The organism is Clostridium sp. Marseille-Q7071 (genome assembly GCF_965112025.1).
Window position 1 is genome coordinate 1,856,279 of the sequence record NZ_CBCOPR010000001.1, and the last position, 22,783, is coordinate 1,879,061.

Sequence of the window (22,783 nt, forward strand, 5' to 3'; positions counted from 1 at the left end):
AATTATAAGGCTATGAAGATGGAGGATATAGAGATAATGAAATTACCTTTAAAAGACGGATATGTTTATAATAACTACGATCCAGATAAATTTCATGATGAATGCGGTGTATATGGAATTTTTAGTTTAGGTGATAATTTAGATGTGGCAAGAAGAACTTATTATGGGTTATATGCTCTTCAACATAGGGGCCAAGAAAGTGCAGGCATAGTTACTTATAATGGTAAGAAGATGAAGTGTCATAAAAATATGGGTTTAGTTTCAGAAGTATTTAATAATGAAATACTAAATCAACTTACAGGATATTCAGCAGTTGGACATGTTAGATATTCCACTGCTGGAGATAGTTCTGTAAAAAATGCACAACCTGTACTTGGGGAGTTTAAATTAGGAAATATTGCCATAGCTCATAATGGAAACTTAATAAATGCGGATATTATAAGAGAATTACTTGAAGATTCAGGATGTATTTTTCAAACTTCTATAGATTCAGAAGTTATTTTAAATCTTATAGCTAGAGGAGCTAAAAAGGGTATTTTAAATGCAGTAGTAGATACAGTGCAAGCAATAAAAGGATCTTTTGGTATTGTAATTTTAACAGAAAATGAATTGATAGGTGTTAGAGATCCACATGGTATTAGACCATTATGCCTTGGGAAAATTGGAGAGAGTTATGTTATAGCTTCAGAAAGTTGTGCATTAGATGCTACAGGAGCAGAATATATTAGGGATATTGAGCCAGGAGAAATTGTAGTTATAAATAATGAAGGAATAAAAAGTATTAATTTTGCGGAAAAAAGTAAAAAAGCAATTTGTTCCTTTGAATATATATATTTTGCAAGACCGGATACAATAATTGATGGCATAAGTGTACATTCATCTAGAGTTAAAGCAGGTAAGAAGCTTTATGAAGAGTATCCAGTAGAGGCAGATATAGTAGTTGCAGTTCCAGATTCGGGGGTATCAGCAGCTATGGGATATGCAAAAGCTTCAGGAATACCTTATGAAATAGGGTTGATAAAAAATAAGTATATAGGAAGAACCTTCATTACTCCTTGCCAAGAAGAGAGAGAAAATGCTGTTAATGTTAAGTTAAATGTATTAAAAGAAAATGTAGAGGGTAAAAAAGTAGTTTTAATAGATGATTCAATAGTTAGAGGAACTACAAGTAAAAGGTTAGTTGAACTTCTAAGAAAAGCTGGAGCAAAAGAAGTACACTTTAGAGTTTGTTCACCTGTAGTTAAATTTCCTTGCTATTTTGGAATAGATACTCCTTATAGAAAAGGTCTTATAGGAGCTAATATGAAAGTAGAAGAAATAAGACAAATAATAGGTGCAGATACTTTAGGTTATTTAACTCAAAAAGGCCTTTTAGAATGTTTAGGAGAAGGCGAAGGCTTTTGTTTAGGATGTTTTGATGGAGAATATCCAATTTCTGCTCCAATTAAATCAAGTGAAGATTAAGAATTTAAAGTGGTTTTTAGTAATTTTAAATGTAATTTGGGGAGTAATTATGTTTAACTAGCATTTTATTGAATTAAGCCATAAGGATTTAAGCTTTCTTCTTTAAAAATATTTTGGAAAGAAGGGTGAAATAATGATAACATACAAGGATGCTGGAGTTAATATTGAAGAAGGATATAAAGCAGTACAGCTTATGAAAAATTACACTTCGAAAACTTTTACTAGTGGAGTTTTAAATGGCCTTGGAAGTTTTGCAGGAATGTTTGAAATAGGAAGTGGCTATGAAAATCCTGTATTAGTTTCTGGTACTGATGGTGTAGGAACTAAACTTGAAATTGCAATAAAATTAAATAAATTTGATACTATTGGAATTGATTGTGTAGCAATGTGTGTTAATGATATTTTATGTCATGGTGCAAAACCATTATTTTTCCTTGACTATATAGCTTGCGGAAAATTAGACTCTAGTATAGCGGCGGATATAGTGAAAGGAGTTTCTAAAGGTTGCATTGAAAGTAATGCAGCATTAATTGGTGGAGAAACAGCAGAAATGCCTGGTATGTATAAAGATGGGGATTATGATGTGGCAGGTTTTGCAGTAGGAATAGTAGATAAGAAAAATATAATAGATGGAAGCGCTATAGAAGAAGGGGATGCTCTAATAGGAATTGCTTCTTCCGGAGTCCATAGTAATGGATATTCATTAGTTAGAAAATTAGTTGAAAATTATGATGAAATTCTAGGTAATAAAACAATAGGAGAGATTTTACTTGAGCCTACTAAAATATATGTTAAACCTGTGCTTAATTTAATAGATAAATTTAGTATAAAAGGAATGGCACATATAACCGGTGGCGGTTTTTATGAAAATATTCCAAGAATGTTTAAAGGAAACTTGACTGCTATTATTGATAAAGATTCCTTTGAAATTCCTGAAATTTTTAAGTATTTAATGAGAAAAGGTGTAGATGAGTCTCATATGTTTAATACTTACAATATGGGAATTGGAATGGTTCTGTGTGTAAATGAAAGTGACAACGAAAATATAATAAAGGCATTAGAAGAAATGGGAGAAAAGGCATATAAAATTGGTACTGTAGCTGCTGGAGGTGAAGGAGTGTGCTTAAAATAGCAGTTTTAATATCAGGTGGTGGCTCAAATCTTCAAAGTATAATTGACAATATAAACTCTGGATATTTAAAAAACTGTACTATTGAATATGTTATTAGTGATAGAGAAAACGTCTATGGAATAAAAAGGGCAAAAGAAAATAATATAAAAACTATGGTTTTTGATAGAAAAAAATATAGTAAAGCTTTAAGTGATGAGATTCTAAAGGTGTTAAAGGATAAAGTTAATTTAATAGTTTTAGCAGGTTTTACCTCCATATTAAATAAAAGCTTTATTGAGAGTTTCAAAAATAAGATAATAAATATTCATCCTTCATTAATACCTAATTTTTGTGGAAATGGCATGTATGGTATAAAAGTTCATGAAGCAGCTATTAATTATGGAGTTAAGGTTAGTGGGTGTACTGTTCATTTTGTAGATGAAGGGACAGATACAGGGGCTATAATACTTCAAAAAACGGTAAATGTATATGGAGAAGATTCTGCGGAAGGGTTACAAAAGAGAGTTTTGATAGAAGAACATAAAGCATTACCAGAAGCTATAAAGCTTATAAGCGAAGATAAGGTTAAGATTAGAGGAAGATTAGTTTACATAAAGGAGTAGTTGATATGATAAAAAGAGCATTAATAAGTGTTTTTGATAAAACCAATGTATTAGATTTTGCTAAATTTTTGGTGAGTAAGGATGTAGAAATAATATCCAGTGGTGGTACTTATAAATATTTAAAAGAAAATGGTATTGATGTAATAGAGGTATCAGAAGTTACGAAGTCAGAAGAAATGCTAGATGGTAGAGTTAAAACACTTCATCCAGCTATTCATGGTGGTATATTAGCACTTAGAGATAATGAAAGTCATATGAAAACTATAAAGGAAAGACAAATTAATACCATAGATTTAGTTTGTGTAAATCTATATCCATTCTTTGAAAAAGTCAAAGAAGATTTAACTTTTGAAGAAAAAGTTGAATTTATAGATATTGGTGGACCAAGCATGATAAGAAGTGCAGCTAAAAATTTCAAAGATGTACTTGTTGTAAGTGATATAAATGACTACAGTGAGATTATGAAGCAAATAAATGAACAAGGAGAAGTAGATTATGCTACACGTAAAAAATTTGCAGCTAAAGTTTTTAATTTAACCTCCGCTTATGATGCAGCAATTTCAAAATTTTTATTAGAAAATGATGAAATATATGAAGAATATCTTTCTGCTTCCTACATAAAAAGTAAAACTTTAAGATATGGGGAAAATCCACACCAAAGTGCAGCAGTTTATAAAAATGCAGATGGTAGTGGAATGATGAATAATATAATAGAGTTAAATGGTAAGGAACTTTCTTATAACAATATTAAAGATATGGACATTGCATGGAAAGTAGTTAATGAATTTGAAGAAATAGCTTGCTGTGGATTGAAACACAATAGTCCTTGTGGAGTAGCAATTGGAGAAACTGTTAAAGAAGCGTATATTAAAGCATATGAATGTGATCCTATATCAATTTTTGGTGGAATAGTAGCAATAAATAATACTGTAGATAAGGATACAGCAGAAGAGATGGTAAAGACCTTTTTAGAAATAATAATTGCACCAAACTTTACAGAGGAAGCTTTAGACATATTAAAAAGAAAGAAAAACTTAAGAATAATAAAATGTAATTCAAAACCAATGGACAATAAAGAAATGGTAACTGTTGATGGAGGAGTATTAGTACAAACTGTCGATAATAAATTAATAGATGAAATAAAGGTTGTAACTAAGAAGTCACCTAGCGAAGAAGAAATGAAGGATTTAATTATAGGTATGAAGGTAGCTAAATACGTTAAATCCAATGCCATTGTAGTAGTTAAAGAGGGAAAAGCTACAGGTATAGCAGGTGGCCAAGTGAATAGAATTTGGGCCACTGCACAGGCATTAGAAAGAGGAGAGGGTGGATTTGTATTAGCTTCAGATGCATTCTTCCCATTTAGAGATTGCGTAGATGAAGCTGCAAAATCTGGAATTAAAGCTATAATTCAACCTGGTGGTTCTGTGAGAGATGAAGAATCAATAAAAGCTTGTGATGAACAAGGAATATCTATGGTATTTACCGGATTAAGACACTTTAAACATTAAAAATTGTCTATTGTCAATCGTCAATTTTCAATTGAATAAAAGGTGGTATAACTATGAAGATATTATTAATTGGTAATGGTGGAAGAGAGCATACATTAGCATGGAAAATGTCACAGAGCAGTTTAGTTAAAAAGATTTATTGCGCACCAGGTAATGGCGGTACAGCCTTTGAAAATAAATGTGAAAATGTAAATTTAAAAAACATTAATGAATATTTAACTTTCGCATATGAGAACAAGATTGATCTCACTGTAGTTGGTCCAGAAACACCTCTTTGTGATGGAATTGTAGATATATTTAAAGCTCATGATTTAAAGATTTTTGGACCAAGTAAAGAAGGAGCAAAGTTAGAAGGCAGTAAGAGTTTTTCTAAGGCTTTTATGAAAAAATACGGGGTAAAAACAGCTGAATATGAAAGTTTTAATAATGTAATAGAAGCTTTAAATTATATAGAGTACTGCAAATTTCCTGTAGTTATTAAAGCAGATGGGTTAGCAGCAGGAAAAGGTGTTGTTATAGCTAATAGCAGAGAAGAAGCTAATAATACAATAAAAGAATTTATGGAGAAGGATATATTTTCTGGAGCAGGGAAATCTATAATTATAGAGGAGTTTTTAGAAGGTGTGGAGGCGTCAATACTATCTATAACTGACGGAGAAACTATTATACCTTTTATATCTTCAAAAGATCATAAAGCTATATATGACGAAAATAAGGGACCTAATACAGGGGGAATGGGTACCTTAGCGCCTAATCCTCATTGTAATGAAGAAGTTTTAAAAGAATTTTATGAAAATATTATGTCTCCTACATTAAAAGGAATCAAATCAGAAAATATGGACTATGTAGGAATAATATTTTTTGGGTTAATGATTACCAAAAAAGGCATTTATTTATTAGAATATAATGTAAGAATGGGCGATCCTGAAACTCAAGTTGTACTTCCGCTAATGGAAAGTGATTTAGTTCATCTTATGATGGAAGCACTAGATAAAAGATTAAATAGAAATAAGGTACTATTTAAAAAGGCTTATGCATGCTGTGTGATAGCCTCATCAGAGGGATATCCATTAGAATATAAAAGTGGATTTGAAATAACAGGATTAGATAATATAGATAGTAAGGTTTTCTTAGCAGGAGCAACAAGAACAAGTAGCCAACTTTTAACTTCGGGTGGAAGAGTTTTGGGAATTACAGCTTTAGGAGAAAGTGTAGAAGAAGCAAGAGAAAAAGCTTATAAGGATATAAAAAATATAAATTTTAGTGGAATATATTATAGAAGTGATATAGGAAAGTTGTAAATACAATAAAAGGTAACCATATTGTCCTTAAAATAAAAGGAGATATGGTTATTTTTAGTCGATAAGTATTATAGATAAACTACCTTAAAAATTGATATATAGCTAAATATAACTACACCCTTGAGTATTTCAATTCACAATTCACAATGCAAAATTCACAATTAAGGTTGAAATTATTTTTTAGCAAAATAATTTCTTTAATCAATTTTTTCACTAGCGATTATATCGCTAGTTATTCTGTGGCGAACACTGTTCGCCGCTACAGTAATTCTAAATTTCTCAGCTTTTGTTGAGAAACATCCACAATTGTGAATTCAATATTTTCAGCTATTATATCAAAAAAATATTAATTATTTTCACATATATATTAATTTTAGAGCTGGTATATCTATAGATAAGCTACTCTAAAATTTAATGTATATCTGAATATAGCTTAACACTCTGATATGTTAATTCACGACCTTAAAAAATTGATAATTGATAATGGAGAATTGACAATTATTGTTGAAATTAGTTTTAATCAAACTAATTTCTTTAATAGATTTTTAATAAAAGTGACTTCGTCACTTTTATAAGGAATAAGTTCAAAACTTCTCTTAAGAGAAGTATCCAGAATTGTCCATTGTCAATCGTCAATTCTCAATTGCATAAATATAAGCTAAAACAATTTGTTAACACAATTTTATGAGCGTATAGATTAAATTTATGAGTGGTACATCTATATATATAGTAGAGGATAGGAAAAGTTAAAAACTAATGTAGAATTTGTATTGTTTAAATAAGGATTTTTGAATGATTATTTTTGAAGATGTATAAAATACTGAATAATGAAAAAAATATGATATAATATTATCTATGTAATGAGAAATTAGCTCAAATTTAGGAGTTGATAGATTTGAATTTATTTAAAAAGTTTGTTAAGGAATGGGGTATACCTATACTATGTGCTATAGGGTTAGCGCTTTTAGTTAATAAATTTATTTTCTTTAATATTAGAGTACCTAGTGAATCTATGTATCCTACTATACAACCAGGAGATAGAATCTTTGTAACTAGAAATTATAGTGAAAAATCTCTTGAAAGAGGAGATATTTTAGTTTTTCATTCTAAAGAATTAAAAGAAGATCTGATAAAGAGATTAATTGGGCTACCAGGAGATACTATCGATATAAAAAGTGATGGGACAGTATATATAAACGGTGAAAAATTGGACGAACCGTATGTAGCATATAATAGTGATAAAGAAGCAACGTTTCATGTACCCGAAAAGTCTTATGTATTTATGGGGGATAATAGATCGAACTCATTTGACGCAAGATTTTGGGAAAATCCATATATATCCTATGATGATATAATGGGAAAAGCAAGATTTATAATAAAACCATTTTCTAGATTTGGAAAATTAAAATAGTAAAAAAGGAGCTGTTGCAAAATGACTAAAGTTTAGTCAGGATAGCATGGCTTTTTTATTTTTGTACAATTTTTATCTAAATAATTTTCTCTTTTTCATTATAGACATAAGTATTTTATTAAAAATTTAGGCTATATTTAAATAATAGTAGGATTGTGTAATAATGTAAAATCTAAATAATGTATAATAAAAAATTCTGTGATATAATATTATCTGTGTGATAAGGAGTTAGGCAAAATTTAGGAGTTGATAGATTTGAATTTATTTAAAAAGTTTGTTAAGGAATGGGGTATACCTATACTATGTGCTGTAGGATTAGCACTTTTAGTTAATAAATTTATTTTTTTTAATGTTAGTGTGCCTACAGAGTCTATGTATCCTACAATACAGCCAGGAGATAAAATTTTCGTAACTAGGAATTATAGCGAAAAATCTCTGAAAAGAGGGGATATTTTAGTTTTTCATTCTAAAGAGTTAGGTGAGGATTTAATAAAAAGGTTAATTGGACTTCCAGGGGAGACTATTAATGTAAAAAGCGATGGAACGGTATATATAAATGGAGAAAAATTAGATGAATCTTATGTAATATATAATAGTGATAAAGAAGTGACACTACAGGTACCTGAAAATTCTTATGTATTTATAGGGGATAATAGGGCAAATTCATTTGATGCAAGATATTGGGAAAATCCATACATATCATACGAAGATATAATGGGAAAGGCAAGATTCATAATAAAGCCATTTTCTAGATTTGGAAAACTACAATAGCAAAAAACACTAGTAGCTTAAGCTACTAGTGTTTTTTATTAAGCCCATGAAAACTATAAATTAATCAACTGTAGAGGAGAACAGTGTTCTCCTAAAAATTTAAATCTGTTCTCATGGTTATATATTGAACAGATGATTGATGTTTTAATAAATAATTAGGAAATGCAAATTAAAAAGCTATGACTATTAATTATAATTTTATTTTAAAATCAATATAAATTATTTGCAAAAATAAAAAGTTACTATTTTAAATAGTTTAAATATTGATGAAATAAAGAAGATCATTGTTGAGTTTGTTTCTAAAATATGTGATAATAACACTATATTTGTTAATAAATAATTAATAGAAATTCATAAATAAGAGAAAATAATTTAATAGAAGGTAATAATATATGATTTTTATGAAAGGAATGAGTATTTATGGAAATTAATAAAAGAATTGATGAAATGAGCAATGATATAATAAATTCAGTAAAAGAAATAGTTAAAATAAGAAGCCTTGAAGGAGAAGCAAAGCCTGGAATGCCTTTTGGAGAAGAAGTAGATAAAGCACTTCAATGTGCTCTTGAAATTTCTAAAAAATTAGGATTTAAGACAGTAAATGTTGACGGATATGCAGGCTATGCAGAATATGGAGAAGGAGAAGAATATGTTGCTACACTAGGTCACATAGATTTAGTACCAGAAGGAGATGGATGGATACATCCTCCATATGGAGCTGAAATTCATGATGGTAAGATGTATGGAAGAGGGACTACAGATGATAAAGGACCTATAATTGCATGTCTTTATGGACTAAAAGCTATAAAAGATGCAGGACTTCCGTTATCTAAAAAAATAAGAATAATATTTGGAACAAATGAAGAAACTGGTGGAGAAGATATACCCTATTATTTACAAAAAGAATCAGCACCAGTAGCAGCATTTACTCCAGATGCAGATTTTCCAATAATAAATGGAGAAAAAGGAATAACTATATTTGATTTAGTTAAGGATTTTACATCAGCACCTACTGGAGATATAGTTATAGAAAACATAATAGGTGGAAACGCTGCTAATATGGTACCAGATTATGCAGAAGCATTATTGATTTGTAAAAATACTGCAGAGGTTGTTGAAAAATTAAAAAGATTCGCCTTAGATAATGAATATGATATGACCTCAGAAGTAAATGGCTCTGAAATTAAAATTAAATCTATAGGAATTTCAGGACATGGAAGTACTCCTGAACTAGGGAAAAACGCTATAATGCAACTTATAACATTCTTAGCGTCATTGGATTTAGGAAATGACGAGTTATCTAATTACGTTAAATTCCTAGGAGAAAAAATAGGAATGAATCTTAATGGGGAAGGTTTTGGTATATATCTTGAAGATGAAAATTCTGGAAAACTATCTTTTAATGTAGGTAAGATAGCTATAAACAAAGATAAAGGAGTAATTACTTTAAATTTAAGATATCCTGTAACAAAAACATTAGATGATATGATGAAACCATTAAATAAAGCGTTAGAGGGAACTGGAATAACTATAGAAGATTTTTCTCATCAAGCGCCATTATACTTTTCCCCGGATCATCCATTAATTCAAACTTTAGCCAAAGTTTATAATGAGCAAACTGGCAAAGAGGCAGAATTAATTTCAATAGGTGGAGGTACTTATGCTAAAGAAATGCCAAATACAGTTGCCTTTGGACCAATATTCCCAGGGCAGCCAAGTACAATACATCAACCTAATGAATATATAGAAATAGAAGATTTAATAAATATAACAAAAATATATGCGCATTCACTATATGAGCTGGCAAAATAGTTAATATAGTTACAATTAATAAGACATGTTCAAAAAATTAACTAGTCAAAATGATAGTCTATTTTTCATTAGATTGTGCCTTTTAAACTTCATGAGAGCTTAGCTTTCATGGGAACCTATTGACCTATCTAATGGAAAATATACGACTTATTTTTGACTAGTTATTTTCTTTTAAATGCCTTATAAATATTTTATAGATATATAAGGAATAAAATGCTATAATATGTACATATTGTTAATTGGTTTATTAAAAGTTAATTTGTTAAGTATTTCACCGAATTTTTATAACTTTTAATTATTATTTTTTAATCAATTAAATATTTGATTAGTGTGGTATAATTATATTTAAAATCATATAAGGTGTCTAATATAAGATATATTAATAACTGATTAATTACTTTTTAAGATGGCTAAAATTTTTTATTAAAGACATAAGTTTAGGTGAAACAAATGTAGGAAAAGGCAATTATTGTAGTATTATTAACATTCATATTAAGAATGTTAAAAGTATAAACAAAATTTATGATTAAGTCTATCTATAAAATTTTAGCAATAGTAAGATTATAAAAATTGTTAAAGAATTTAAAAAGGTAAGAGCTTATAATTTACTAAAAAATTTAAGCTTAGAAACTTTGAATGATAATAAATTATTATTAATAAATAAAAACAAAATTAATAAAGGGAATTAGAGAAATGTTGCAAAATCTTACTTTAAAAAAAGATATAGAATTTAATAAATATTAAAGATATTGATGTATTTAAATATATACTATAACAACTATTTATTAGTTGATAATAAGAAGAATAATAGCTTAAATTGTAATATGAAAAGAACATAGCCTAAGCTAAAAATAAATATACAATATTATAATTAACAAATTTTATGTAAAATAGGAGAAGATAAATGGTTATATTGCCAATAATATCATTAATAATTATAATAATGGTGTTATGTACACCTATAGTTAATTCTACATTAATAGCCTTGGGATTTATTTTCATAAGTATAGTTAGCTCCATTATATCCATTAAATATGCTTCTACTGCAAAAGGAGTTAATAATAAATTAGCTAAGGTAACGATAAATTTATGTTCAGTAATTATTATTATGAGTATGTTCGCATTAGCTTTTATTATAGTATTAAATATATTAACTTGCTTAACTTAAATATAAAGAGATAATGTGATATTAAGATTTAGCATTTATTTATATGAAATATTTTTAATAGATACATAGCTACATTAGGACTTGCATGAAGAAATTATTTTATAATATAATAGAGCAGTAATAGAAATATTTTACGTAATTTGGTAGAGTGAAATAAAGATAATTCACTAGATTTATATACAAAGGTTTATGTTAATACTATTTAATATAAACCTTTATATTTTTTAAAGACTAATAAAGTACATTCAAAAAATGGCTAGTCGGTATACTCATCTATTTCTTTATCATACCGGGTTGTCATAACTTGAACTAGCATGGAAATCTATCTATTTGTTTGATGCAAAATATACTTCATATCTTTGACTTGTTATTTTCATTTAGATGTCTAATATTATTTAATCTTACACAATTATAGTAGTCTTAAAATTTATATTATTTTATTAAGAAAGGAAATGATATCTTGCATAAGAAAGAAATAGAAGAAAAACTTAAAAAAGAATTAGAAGTTTCATTAGAAGAAGAGAAGCTAAAAACAGTTATAGAAATATTAAATCAAGAGATATTACAGAACCTAGAAAAGCGTAAAGAAGTTACTAAATATATATTAGACTATAGAAAAGGTGTTCTTGATGAATATAAGGATGATGAAGATAAAATAATAGAATACTTTGACCATGAAAGATTTGTTAAAGAAGAAGCATTTAAAACTATAGATAGAAAACTTAAAGAATTTAACATACTCAAAAGCTCTCCCTATTTTGGAAGGGTAGATTTTAGGGAAGAAGATTTTGGGGTTGAGAAAATTTATATAGGACGTTTTGGGGTGACGCCAGAGGAGAGCTTTGAACCTCTCATCATAGATTGGAGAGCACCTATAGCATCACTTTTTTATAATGGAACTTTAAATGAAGCACATTATGAAGCACCTATGGGAATAGTAAAAGTAAATATGCTAGCAAGAAGACAGTTTATAATTAAAAAGGGTATTTTAGAAGGAATGTTTGACTCAGATATAAACATTAATGATGAAATACTTCAAATGGTATTAAGTAAAAATTCTTCTGAAAAGTTAAAAGATATAATTATGACCATACAGAAAGAACAGGATGATATTATAAGAGAAGAAAAGAATAAAGTAGTAGTTGTTGATGGAGTAGCAGGAAGTGGAAAAACCACTATAGCTCTTCATAGAGTGGCATATCTTTTATATAATTATAGAAAACTTTTAGAAGATAAGGTACTAATTTTAGGACCTAATAGTATATTTATGGATTACATTTCTGAGGTATTACCTAGTCTTGGAGAGAGTGGAACAAAGCAAAATACTTTTTTAGATTTTGCATTAGACCTTTTAGATATTGAAGAAGTATTAACGTTAAAAGAAGTGATGGAAAAAATATTAAAAGGTGATGAAGGTTTTAGTGAGGATATAGCGTATAAAGCTTCTTTAGATTATAAAAGTTATTTAGATAATTATATAGAAAATCTTAATAAATGTTATTTTGAGTATAAGGACATTATCTTTAGAGATAAGATAGTTATATCTAAAGATGAAATGGAAAAGATGTTTAATGTATATTTCAGCAACTTACCTTTATTTAGACGTAGTAAAAAAATAAAAAGAATTATATACTCTAAACTAAAAGATGTCAGAGATGAAGAGTTTAGAGAAATTGAAAAGAAATATAAAGAAGAAAAAGAAGCTATTCCTAAAGATGAATTACTACTTCACATAAATAACTTAGATTTTCAAAGAAGGCTTAGCATAAGGGAGCTTATTCAGGATTTAATGAATTTAAAGAAGAATCTAATTTATTTAAACTCACCAGATATTCTTAAGTTATATAATGAAATTAATAATAATAAAGAGTTACATGAAGGTGATTTAAGTGCAATACTTTATTTAAAGGTTAAATTGGAAGGACTAAAATTAAAAGAAGAAATTAAGCATATAGTAATTGACGAAGCTCAAGATTATTCACCTATACAGTTTATTGCAATTAAAGAATTAACTAGATGTAAATCTTTTACCATTGTAGGAGACAGTAATCAAAGAATACTTCCTCTTCAAGGTAAGGTAGCTATGTCAAATATGGAGGATTATATTGAAGATTTCGATGTAGAGCATTTTAATCTTCATAAAAGTTATCGTTCTACTAGAGAGATAATGGAATATGCTAATGATTTTTTAACTAGCAGTAACATAGTACCATTAGTTAGAAGTGGTAGTGAAGTTAAAGAAATAAATTTAGAAAATAGTAATGAATTAAATGATAAAATAGTTGAAATAGTTGATAATATGAGAAGTGAAAAATTAGAAAATATTGCTATTATTACTTACAATACTGAAGAGGCACGTGAACTAAATGAAGGATTAAAACATAAGTTGAATTTTAAATTAATAGATAAAGATTATATACAATACTCTCATGGTGTTGTTGTAATACCTTCTTATTTTGCAAAGGGACTAGAGTTTGATGGAGTAATAATAGTCAAAGAAAATAATTTTATAGAAGAAGGATATAGTAATGCTAATAAATTGATGTATGTAATGGCGACGAGAGCGCTACATCAACTATATGTAATAAATAAATAGCTTAAAGCAATGCACAATTCAAAATTCATAATTCACAATGCGGAGGAAATTAGTTTTGATTAAACTAATTTCTTTAACTTCTTTTTATTAGCAATACAATTGTTAGTTTTTATAAGAAGTTATTTTGTAACTTCAAAAACAAACTAATTCTAAAATTCTCAGCTTCTGCTGAGAGTTTCCACAATTGAGGATTGTGAATTGAAAAAGTTGTGAATTTAATATTTCTAGCTAAAATGCTAAAAATAACGTTTATTCTCATATATACATTAAATTTAGGATAAGTATAATCTATATTATTGCAGATATTATTAAAACAAAAAAATCGTGATTGAATCACGATTTTTTTATTTTATTATAGCAATTAATCTTTCAATCCAGAATAAAGTAAGTATACCAGCAGTAAAGAAAAATAATCTTCCTTCTTTTTTCTTATTTCTAGCATATATAGTCTTTATTCCAATAAATATAAAACCTACTATTAAAAATCCATTAGCAACTAAAATTGATATAATTTTTTGCTCTTCATTGAGATTTTTATAAAATATAGAAAAAATACTAATTACAATAGCTATAAAAGGAAATCCCAAAGTAGTTATTTTATATATTAAAGAGTTTTCATTTTTAAAATCCATAAATTAAATCATCCTTTCACAATTTTTATACAACTAAATAGTATATAGCATTTTAATCTATTATAAAAGCATTTATAAATGTGCCACTTTGAAATTTAGTCTATACATTCATAAAATTGTATTATTAAATTGTTTAAGCTTGCACTAATATGGAATTGAGAATTGACTATTGACAATAGACAATTATGGTGAATTCTCAGCAGGACATGAGAATTTTTAAACTGATTATTTTTATTAGAAAATAGTTAAGAAGTATAGCTTTTTAACTAAATTTCAACTTCAATTGTCCATCCTCAATTCTCCATTGACTAAAGTTGTTGATTAAAATATTTAAGGCATAGTTACTGTTGATAAATTAATTTTAAGTAGCATATACATGATATTATTTTGTTATATGAACAGCAAATTTATAAAAAATTCCCTATAGTTTAAAAATGTGATACCATATTTATAGGATTTTATAACATGTAGGGGAGATAGGAAGATGAAACAAAAAATAGTTATATGTAAAGCAGCTTTTATGTTTTTTCTAGGATTAATGGGTGGAGGTATACTAGGAACATTAACACTAGGAAGGGAAAAAGGTGTACTATATTATCAAATAGGAATTCCACTATGTATATTATTAGCAGCAATTGCTATTTATTTTTATAGCAGAGAAAAGAGATATAAAAAAATACTTTATTTAAAAGAAAATTGGCCTAATGAAGTAGAAACTAAAAGAGATTTTAATAAAATTGTTAAGTTTTTTAAAGAGATAAGTATTGATTTTTATGGTGAAAAGATAGGATATACTATCGATGATCAAACTGCTAATGATTTAGATTTAAATGATGTTTATAAAAAATTTGATAGTACAATTACAACAGCAGGGCAGCATATGCTTTATCATATTTTAAGAACTCCTAAATTAAAAAAGGAAGAACTTAAGGATAGGGATAAGATTATAGAATTATTTCAGAATGATAATGGCATAAGAGAAGAAATTCAAGTTAATTTGACTAATTTAGGAAAACAAGGAAATGGAGATATAATAAATTTATTTAATAGTACAACTAAAGTAGATAAAATGAAGAAATATGTTTATAGTTTTTTAGCTCTAATACCAATAGTGGCAGGAGCGAGTTATTTTATTATAGGTAGTAAAGCTATTTTATATATAATTATATCATTTACTGTTAATACTTTTATTCATCATAAATCTACTAGCGAAATAGTGGATGAAGTAGATTCTATTGCTTATCTAGGTAATTTAATAGCTATAAGTAAAAATTTATGTAAAATTAAGAATCAACAATTAGAGGATAAAATTAAAAATATAAATGATAATTTAAAATACTGCAATACAATAGATAAAAAAGCTGTATTCTTATCTTCTGCTGAAGGCGTAGATATTTTAATGGATTATGTAAATAGTATATTCTTAACGAAAATTAGGGCTTACTATAGCATAATTGAAATAATACAAAAAAATAGAGAGCATTTAATAGAAGTATATAGTACTTTAGGTGAATTAGATGCCTTAATTGCTGTAGCCGCATATAGAGAGAGGGGAAAGGGATATTGTAAACCAAATTTTATAGATAATGATCAATACATATCGATAGTTGATGGAGTACATCCCCTTATTGATGAACCAATAGCCAATAGCATAATGCTTGATAAAAAAGGGATTATACTTACCGGCTCAAATATGTCTGGTAAATCTACATTTTTAAGAACTGTAGGAGTCAACATATTATTAGCTCAAACAATATATACTGTATGTGCTAAAGAATATAAAGGAAGCTATTTTAAATTATTAACTTCTCTTAGTATTACGGATGATGTAAATAGTGGTAAAAGTTATTATCTAGGAGAAGCGGAAGCACTACTAAGAATTTTAAATTCTTTAGAAGGAAATATAACTACCTTTTGCATGATAGATGAGATATTTAGAGGAACAAATCCTATTGAAAGGGTTGCTTCATCAACAGAGATTATTAAATATATTATGGATAGAAATGCTATAGCACTTATAGCAACTCATGATTTAGAGCTTACAGAAGTTGCTAAAGATAAGTACGAATGTTACTATTTCTCAGAATTAGTAGATGAAGAAGAAGGATTAAAATTTGATTATTTAATGAAAAAAGGAGTATCTCCAACAAGAAATGCAATTAAGCTCTTAAAGTTTATAGGATATCCTGAAGAAATAATAGAAGGGGCTAATGAGAGAGTAACTATGGCGTTAAAAAGTGAATAACAAAGCTATAAATTTACTAAAGAATATATAAAATAGAGTTGATTAAATGTTGAAATTTCAATATATTATGGAGGCTGGGGAAAATGGAATTAACTATACTTCATACCAATGATATTCACAGTAATTATGAGAACTTTTCTAAAATAGTATCTAAAATAGAGGAATTAAAAGATGAAAATACCATAATTCTTGATGGAGGAGATTTTGCTGACTTTAAAAGAATGGAGTTACAGGGTACCGATGGAATGGCTGCAGTAGATTTATTAGAGTATAGTTGCTATGATGCAATAGCTATAGGAAATAATGAGACTTTTAATGGACTTGATATACTAACAAATATGGCCACTACATCAAAGGTTCCATTTCTAGGTTGTAATCTTTATAAACTAGGATTTGAGAATATTAAAGGGGTTAAAAAAAGTACAATAATAAATAAGAATGGCGTAAGAATTCTTATTATAGGGGCATCTCCTGACTTAGGGGTATTTAATACATTAAGTGGTATAGAAACAAAAGATCCCATAGAGTCTATAAAGGAAGAGATAGGGTTAAATAGTGGAAAATATGATTTATGCCTAATCTTATCTCATTTGGGGATGGATAAGGATAAAGAAATTGCAGAAGAGATAGATGAGGTTAATGTAATAATAGGAGGTCATTTTCACATATTAATGGACAAGCCAGAAATAGTTAATAACACTATTATACATACCTCTGGATGTTATGGAGAGAATTTAGGCTTATTAAAAATTAAAGTTTATAAAAATAATGTGGAATTATTAGAAGGTAAAAATATAAATGTAAATACTTGTGATTTATGTGAAAATGTAATAAACATATTAAAAGAGAATAAAGAAAAAGCATTAGATAATCTAATGAAGCCATTATATAGCATACCTGTTGATTTATGGCATGATGTGGCGGAAGAAAATCCAATTACAAACTTACTTGCAGATGCCTTAGCTCACGTATTTAACTGTGATATAGGCATTATAAATAGCGGAGTAATTAATGGAGGGATTAAAAAGGGTGAAGTTTCAAGTAAAAAGATTTTTGAGATATGTACATCACCTTTAAATCCAACTTACTTTGAAATACAAGGAAAATATCTAAGAGAAGCTTTCCAATCTTCCTTAGACAGCGATGTTTGTTTTAGAGATGGAAGTGGACCAGGTTTTAGAGGGAAATATTTAGGTCGAATTCATGTTTCTAAAGCATTAATAGAGCATGATGGCAGAAAGGTAAAAGATATTTTTGTTAATGGAGAAAAACTTCAAGATGATAAATGGTATAAGGTGTCAACATCAGACTATCTTCAAAGAGGAACAGGATATGAATCACTAAAAAATAATAGAAATGAAATATATAATAAAGAATACTTAAGAGATGTATTAAGAGAGTATATGGGAAAAAGAGAATTTTTAGAGGAAGCTATTAAAGATAGATGGATATTAAAGAAAGGTTAGAAATACTCTTATATTTTTAAAACATGGTTTAGAAACCATGTTTTTTATATGGATTTAATCTGTTAAAGAGGCAAGTAAGTAAAACATTAAACCATCTAGTATATTGTAGATGTTAATAAGTTATACAGAAAACTCATCTTTCCATTATAAGAGAAGTGTTTAAGTCGCTATTATGGTGAGAGAAAGATGAGTTTCATGGATAAAAGTTTAGTAAATAAAATCAATGTGAAAATACTCTATATAAAGATAAGCCAATGAAATCTCTTCATAAAGTGATAGAAAATTTCCATATTGTACTTTTTCCTTGCAGCTTGAGCAAATGTAAATATGGTCAATCAGTTTCAGCAGCATTTCTTGATGAAATTAGTTAATAACAATATACTTCTTAATAAGTGCAAGTAGTGTATCAATATCCTTCCGTCTTTGTTTGGAGAGGAAAGTTTTTCTTTTTTGGTGTGTTGATCTGTTTCTGTAGATCAACAATGTTACATTGGTAAATTTGTTCTTTAAAATCTATTTTTAGAATTCGCATAATCATCTAAGCATCATCATCCTCTCTTTGGTACAAGACCTTTGCCAATACAGTCGTAAGTAGCATGGCTGAACTCATAAATAATGTGGGAAGGTAGACCTTTAGACTAAATGTTTCAAATAGAATACCATATAGTATCTGTCCTACCGGAGCTGCACATTGTGCAACTGCAGTAATAATTGCCATAACCTTTCCCAATAGATTGTTGGGAGTTTGTTTCTGTACACGGGTCAGTACAAAAATAGATAGAATTGTCATTGCCATTGCAATAGGAACTACACAGATAAAAAAGACAATAAACGCAGGATAATATCCAAGCTTAAGAACCATAGGAGAAAGGGAGATTGCCATTGGCAGAGCTAAGAGAGCAATCATAAGCAGCCATTGATACAATGTTTTCATTTTCATTCTTTCGGCAAAAACGCCAATGGATAGTGCACCTAAAATAGTACTGAACTGAATAATTCCCATTCCAATTCCATATAGCGTTTCATTGCTCTGCATAGTGACACGCAAAATGATTGGACCACCTACAACAAGAAAAGGAGTTAAAATCAGGTTTAGCAGAGCTGCAAGAACCATGGCTTTGAGAATATAAGGCTGTTTTACAACATAAACAAATCCTGCTTTCAGATCCTTTGCGATTGTGGGAATAATATGTCTTTCTGGCTCCCTTTTTACAAAAGGAATCTTTATAAAAATTTCCATCACCGCGGATAGGAAAAAGGCAATACAACTTATCACAATCAACATTTTTAAGCCTAACATACCATATAGTACACCGCCTAATACAGGAGCGGTAACGTTGGACAAAGCACCCACACCACTTACAATACCATTTGCCTGCTCCAGCTTGTTTTCCTGTACCAGCAAAGGGATACTTGCCTGTACAGCAGGCTGGTACATCGAACTAATGAGAGCTAGAAGCAGCATAATCATACCAATGACAAGAACAGTTACATTTCCTGATATCAAAAGGTAGAAGAAACATAAAACAAGGGCGCTGCTTGTAAAATCAAAAATGACCATCAGATTACGGCGATTGAATCTATCAGCAATAGCTCCGCCAATGGGTGAAAGTAGTAGGGGAATATTCGATATAGCATATAATGTGGCATAGATATCTGCCCGACCAGTAATATCAAGTACATAGAGGGATAGTCCAAATCGCAGCAAAGCAGAACCAAGGATAGATACAATTTGTCCTAGCACCATAAGATTAAAGTTTTTAGAGGATGTCTGAAAAGAATAGTTATTTTTCATAATGAACACACACCTTTCATGCTTAGACTGACCGTCAGTCTATAAAATTATAAAAAAAGAGCAGCCTCTTTTTTATGTTTGGGATGCAAGTAGTTGTAAAATATTATCAAAACTGCCTTTTTTGGCCCCTAATGTGGTTTCCATGATGGATACAAAGGCTTTCACTTTTTGCAACATTTCATCAGGATTCCAAGCAAACAAATCCTCATCAAATAGAAAAGTAGAGGATGCAATTAAAAATTCTATGGTTTCTTCTGGATAATCTGTGGCAAATATATTCTCCTGAATTCCTTGGCGGATGACTTCTGCCAAGATAGGCGTTAAATGGCGAATAGTCTGAACCAAGCTTTTTTGATGCATTTCTGCATTGCCCTTCTGATGGAATTGTTTAATCATTTGTTCCTTGCTATCTCCATTTTTCGGTCTTTGTGCAATTAAGATTTGGAACAATTTATCAATAGTAGGGATACTTGGATTAGATGCAATTTTTTTTGCTGTGGCTACGTCCGTACTTACAATCCGCATAATAATGGCATCCATCACTTCTTCTTTGGATTTGAAATAATAATAAAAGGTTCCCTTTGCAATACCAATTTCATTCAATATGTCAATAATAGTTGTTTTGGTGTAGCCTTTCGTGGTAAAAAGCATTTCAGCGGCATCCAAAATTTCATTTCGCCGTTCCTGTGGTTCTTTTATAATTCTCATATGTAATACCTCCGTCTCTATAGACTGACCGACGGTCTATAGATATAATATACCATATTCTTGAAGCTGTCAAGCTCTTTTTGTGAGGAATGATGGACAGAAAAATATCAAAAGTTCTATTGAGGTTTAGAATACTAGATTAGTTAAGGAAATCGAGAGGAGATAAAAGTTTATTGGTATTTTTCAGTGCTTCACTTTGAATTGCATTGATAGTAGTAGTTTTGTAACTAGACTGTCTCATAAACTGAGATAATATAGATGATAATGACCAGTGGATTTTATAATCAATATAAACTTAATTCAAAAGGCACTTTCTGCTCCTTTCAGTAGATTAAGCACTAAAAGAATTGCAAAAATCACCACTTCTAGAGGTAATCATGGCTGCAAATACTAATAATAGAGAATTATTTAAAATATGTTTTTAGAACCTTTTATTTAAGAAAGTTGTTAAATAATACTATTTAATATAGAATGATTATTATGAATTTAAAATATTTAAGATAAAGAGAGGATTAATTATGAAGGCACAATCTGCAGGTAAAGGTTTTTTAGTACTATCTATATCTTCATTAATTGTGAAGTTGGTTTCACTATTGTATTTACCTATATTAAATATAATTATTACTACAGAAGGCTATGGGGTTTATAATATTGCTTATATTTTTTTTGCATTTATATACACTATTAATTTAGGTGTGTCTGTAGCAATATCTAAATCAGTATCTCATTATACTTCTATAGACAATAAAAAATCCTCTAGACAGTGTTTTGAAAATGCAAAAATAGTTATTTATATATTCGGCATTGGAATAGGATTAATTATGTTTTTCTTTTCAAAACCTTTAGCAAACTTATTGAATTATCCTGATGCATATTTAACAATAAAAATGCTTTCACCTACGGTATTGATATCAGGTATACTGGCAGCTTATAGGGGATATTTTCAAGGGAAAAGAAATATGATTCCTACGGCTATTTCAGAAATAGTTGAGCAACTTATAAATGTACCAGTGAGCCTATATTTTGCGTCAAAATGGATTGAAGATGGTCTAGCAAAAGGATGTGCAGGAGCTACCATAGGCTCTTTTACAGGTGCGTTAATAGCATTAATTTATTTAAGAATTCTTTTTATAAAATCAGAAAAAGAGAAATATAGCTATAGCTTTTTACCACATATAGTAAAAGAAATATTAAAGTATGCTATTCCTGTAACTTTAATTTTAGGATTACAGCAATTTATTAGTTTAGTGGATTTAGCACAGATAAAGGGTAGATTATTGTATATTGGATTTGATCATTCTCAAGCAGATAAGCTTTCTGGCATATTAGGGAATTTTAACACTTTAATTAATGTACCTATGACTATAATATCTGCATTATCTACAGCATTACTTCCATCTATAACTTCTTCTTTAGCTTTGAAGGATAATATAAATTTACAAAATAAAATATCCTATGGATTTAAACTTTGTGTATTAATTTCAATACCAGCATTTGTAGGACTTACAGTTTTAAGTTCTCCTATATATAAAATGCTGTATCCTACTGTGCCGGAAGGTCACATTCTTATGAGATTTGGTGCCATTATTATATTATTATGGTCTATAATGCAAATTCAAGTTACTATACTTCAAAGTATGTCTAAGACATATAGATTGTTTTTACACATATTTATAGGAAGTGTATTTAGAATAGTGGTAAACTATTTTTTAGTAGGAGTGCCTTCCATAAATATCAAAGGTGCAATAGTAGGAATCGGTATTAGCTTTTTAATTCCAGCAATTTTAAATCAATATTATATAAATAAGAAGCTAAATATAAAGTTAAGAATATATAATTTTAGCTTTAAAGTGGTAATTTCAGCTTTAATTATGGGAATCAGTTGTTACATTTTCCAAAGCAACTTATTAAGTATATTTAACAAAATAGCAAGTAGTGATTATATAGCTAATGGATTATCTGTATTAATTTCAGTAATTTTTGGTATTGGAATCTATGGATTTTTAGTATATATATTAGGAGCAGTTAAAAAAGAGGAAATTAAATTTTTTATAAAGCGATGATAAATATAAATTAGATAGAGGAAAATATAATTTATATTTTAGACATTGAAACAAAATAAGTCTTAAGTTCTTTAAAATAACCGCACAACCATTAAATTAGGAGGTG

General features: G+C 28.6%; 16 protein-coding genes. 13 read left to right on the forward strand and 3 right to left on the reverse strand.

Going from position 1 to position 22,783, the window contains the following annotated elements; translation table 11 throughout:
- Nucleotides 1-36: 36 nt before the first annotated feature.
- The 10 genes from purF (at nucleotide 37) to ACWPW7_RS08690 (ending at nucleotide 13,768) form a co-directional block, all read left to right on the forward strand.
- Complete coding sequence (gene purF / locus ACWPW7_RS08645) at nucleotides 37-1,464, forward strand: amidophosphoribosyltransferase (RefSeq protein WP_039633894.1); 1,428 nt, start codon at nucleotides 37-39, stop codon at nucleotides 1,462-1,464.
- Nucleotides 1,465-1,597: 133 nt separating this feature from the next.
- Nucleotides 1,598-2,596 carry a phosphoribosylformylglycinamidine cyclo-ligase gene (gene purM, locus ACWPW7_RS08650; RefSeq protein ID WP_454053203.1) on the forward strand — a complete coding sequence of 333 codons (999 nt, stop codon included), beginning with the start codon at nucleotides 1,598-1,600 and terminating at the stop codon, nucleotides 2,594-2,596.
- The gene (gene purN / locus ACWPW7_RS08655) at nucleotides 2,584-3,198 is read left to right on the forward strand and encodes a phosphoribosylglycinamide formyltransferase (protein ID WP_454053204.1); all 615 of its coding nucleotides are present in this window, start codon (nucleotides 2,584-2,586) and stop codon (nucleotides 3,196-3,198) included. Before purM ends, purN begins: the two co-directional genes overlap by 13 nt.
- A 5-nt stretch (nucleotides 3,199-3,203) precedes the next feature.
- Nucleotides 3,204-4,709, forward strand: coding sequence for a bifunctional phosphoribosylaminoimidazolecarboxamide formyltransferase/IMP cyclohydrolase (purH, locus tag ACWPW7_RS08660; RefSeq protein WP_454053205.1), 1,506 nt, complete (start codon nucleotides 3,204-3,206; stop codon nucleotides 4,707-4,709).
- A gap of 53 nt (nucleotides 4,710-4,762) precedes the next feature.
- Nucleotides 4,763-6,010, forward strand: coding sequence for a phosphoribosylamine--glycine ligase (purD, locus tag ACWPW7_RS08665; protein WP_454053206.1), 1,248 nt, complete (start codon nucleotides 4,763-4,765; stop codon nucleotides 6,008-6,010).
- Between the two features lie 895 nt (nucleotides 6,011-6,905).
- A complete protein-coding gene (gene lepB / locus ACWPW7_RS08670) occupies nucleotides 6,906-7,421 on the forward strand; it encodes a signal peptidase I (RefSeq protein WP_454053207.1) in 516 nt (171 codons plus the stop codon).
- Nucleotides 7,422-7,676: 255 nt separating this feature from the next.
- Nucleotides 7,677-8,192 carry a signal peptidase I gene (lepB, locus tag ACWPW7_RS08675; protein WP_454053208.1) on the forward strand — a complete coding sequence of 172 codons (516 nt, stop codon included), beginning with the start codon at nucleotides 7,677-7,679 and terminating at the stop codon, nucleotides 8,190-8,192.
- 420 nt (nucleotides 8,193-8,612) lie between these two features.
- A complete protein-coding gene (gene pepV / locus ACWPW7_RS08680) occupies nucleotides 8,613-10,004 on the forward strand; it encodes a dipeptidase PepV (protein ID WP_454053209.1) in 1,392 nt (463 codons plus the stop codon).
- A 904-nt stretch (nucleotides 10,005-10,908) separates the two neighbouring features.
- On the forward strand, nucleotides 10,909-11,172 hold the full coding sequence (locus ACWPW7_RS08685; RefSeq protein WP_291563061.1) for a hypothetical protein: 264 nt from the start codon (nucleotides 10,909-10,911) through the stop codon (nucleotides 11,170-11,172).
- A 460-nt stretch (nucleotides 11,173-11,632) separates the two neighbouring features.
- Nucleotides 11,633-13,768, forward strand: coding sequence for a HelD family protein (locus ACWPW7_RS08690; protein WP_454053210.1), 2,136 nt, complete (start codon nucleotides 11,633-11,635; stop codon nucleotides 13,766-13,768).
- Between the two features lie 344 nt (nucleotides 13,769-14,112).
- Here ACWPW7_RS08690 and ACWPW7_RS08695 read toward each other — a convergent pair whose 3' ends face one another.
- Nucleotides 14,113-14,400 carry a hypothetical protein gene (locus tag ACWPW7_RS08695; RefSeq protein WP_291563055.1) on the reverse strand — a complete coding sequence of 96 codons (288 nt, stop codon included), beginning with the start codon at nucleotides 14,398-14,400 and terminating at the stop codon, nucleotides 14,113-14,115.
- A 484-nt stretch (nucleotides 14,401-14,884) separates the two neighbouring features.
- Between ACWPW7_RS08695 and ACWPW7_RS08700 the strand changes: the two genes are divergently transcribed.
- Nucleotides 14,885-16,645: a MutS-related protein gene (locus ACWPW7_RS08700; protein WP_454053211.1), complete on the forward strand. Its 1,761-nt coding sequence runs from the start codon at nucleotides 14,885-14,887 to the stop codon at nucleotides 16,643-16,645.
- A gap of 83 nt (nucleotides 16,646-16,728) precedes the next feature.
- Nucleotides 16,729-18,111: a bifunctional metallophosphatase/5'-nucleotidase gene (locus tag ACWPW7_RS08705; RefSeq protein WP_454053212.1), complete on the forward strand. Its 1,383-nt coding sequence runs from the start codon at nucleotides 16,729-16,731 to the stop codon at nucleotides 18,109-18,111.
- A gap of 538 nt (nucleotides 18,112-18,649) precedes the next feature.
- Here the strand turns inward: ACWPW7_RS08705 and ACWPW7_RS08710 are convergent.
- Together ACWPW7_RS08710 and ACWPW7_RS08715 are read right to left on the reverse strand one after the other, a co-directional pair.
- Nucleotides 18,650-19,906: an MFS transporter gene (locus tag ACWPW7_RS08710; protein ID WP_454053213.1), complete on the reverse strand. Its 1,257-nt coding sequence runs from the start codon at nucleotides 19,904-19,906 to the stop codon at nucleotides 18,650-18,652.
- A gap of 72 nt (nucleotides 19,907-19,978) precedes the next feature.
- Entirely contained in the window at nucleotides 19,979-20,614 is a 636-nt protein-coding gene (locus ACWPW7_RS08715; protein WP_454053214.1) for a TetR/AcrR family transcriptional regulator, read from the reverse strand.
- Nucleotides 20,615-21,132: 518 nt separating this feature from the next.
- Here ACWPW7_RS08715 and ACWPW7_RS08720 point away from each other — a divergent pair.
- Complete coding sequence (locus ACWPW7_RS08720) at nucleotides 21,133-22,677, forward strand: putative polysaccharide biosynthesis protein (RefSeq protein WP_454053215.1); 1,545 nt, start codon at nucleotides 21,133-21,135, stop codon at nucleotides 22,675-22,677.
- Nucleotides 22,678-22,783: the final 106 nt, after the last annotated feature.

Coding starts and splice junctions, on each gene's coding strand:
- purF (WP_039633894.1), top strand. CDS start 37: ATGAAATTACCTTTAAAAGACGGATATGTTTATAATAACTACGATCCA.
- purM (WP_454053203.1), top strand. CDS start 1,598: ATGATAACATACAAGGATGCTGGAGTTAATATTGAAGAAGGATATAAA.
- purH (WP_454053205.1), top strand. CDS start 3,204: ATGATAAAAAGAGCATTAATAAGTGTTTTTGATAAAACCAATGTATTA.
- purD (WP_454053206.1), top strand. CDS start 4,763: ATGAAGATATTATTAATTGGTAATGGTGGAAGAGAGCATACATTAGCA.
- pepV (WP_454053209.1), top strand. CDS start 8,613: ATGGAAATTAATAAAAGAATTGATGAAATGAGCAATGATATAATAAAT.
- ACWPW7_RS08685 (WP_291563061.1), top strand. CDS start 10,909: ATGGTTATATTGCCAATAATATCATTAATAATTATAATAATGGTGTTA.
- ACWPW7_RS08695 (WP_291563055.1), bottom strand. CDS start 14,400: ATGGATTTTAAAAATGAAAACTCTTTAATATATAAAATAACTACTTTG.
- ACWPW7_RS08700 (WP_454053211.1), top strand. CDS start 14,885: ATGAAACAAAAAATAGTTATATGTAAAGCAGCTTTTATGTTTTTTCTA.
- ACWPW7_RS08705 (WP_454053212.1), top strand. CDS start 16,729: ATGGAATTAACTATACTTCATACCAATGATATTCACAGTAATTATGAG.
- ACWPW7_RS08710 (WP_454053213.1), bottom strand. CDS start 19,906: ATGAAAAATAACTATTCTTTTCAGACATCCTCTAAAAACTTTAATCTT.
- ACWPW7_RS08715 (WP_454053214.1), bottom strand. CDS start 20,614: ATGAGAATTATAAAAGAACCACAGGAACGGCGAAATGAAATTTTGGAT.
- ACWPW7_RS08720 (WP_454053215.1), top strand. CDS start 21,133: ATGAAGGCACAATCTGCAGGTAAAGGTTTTTTAGTACTATCTATATCT.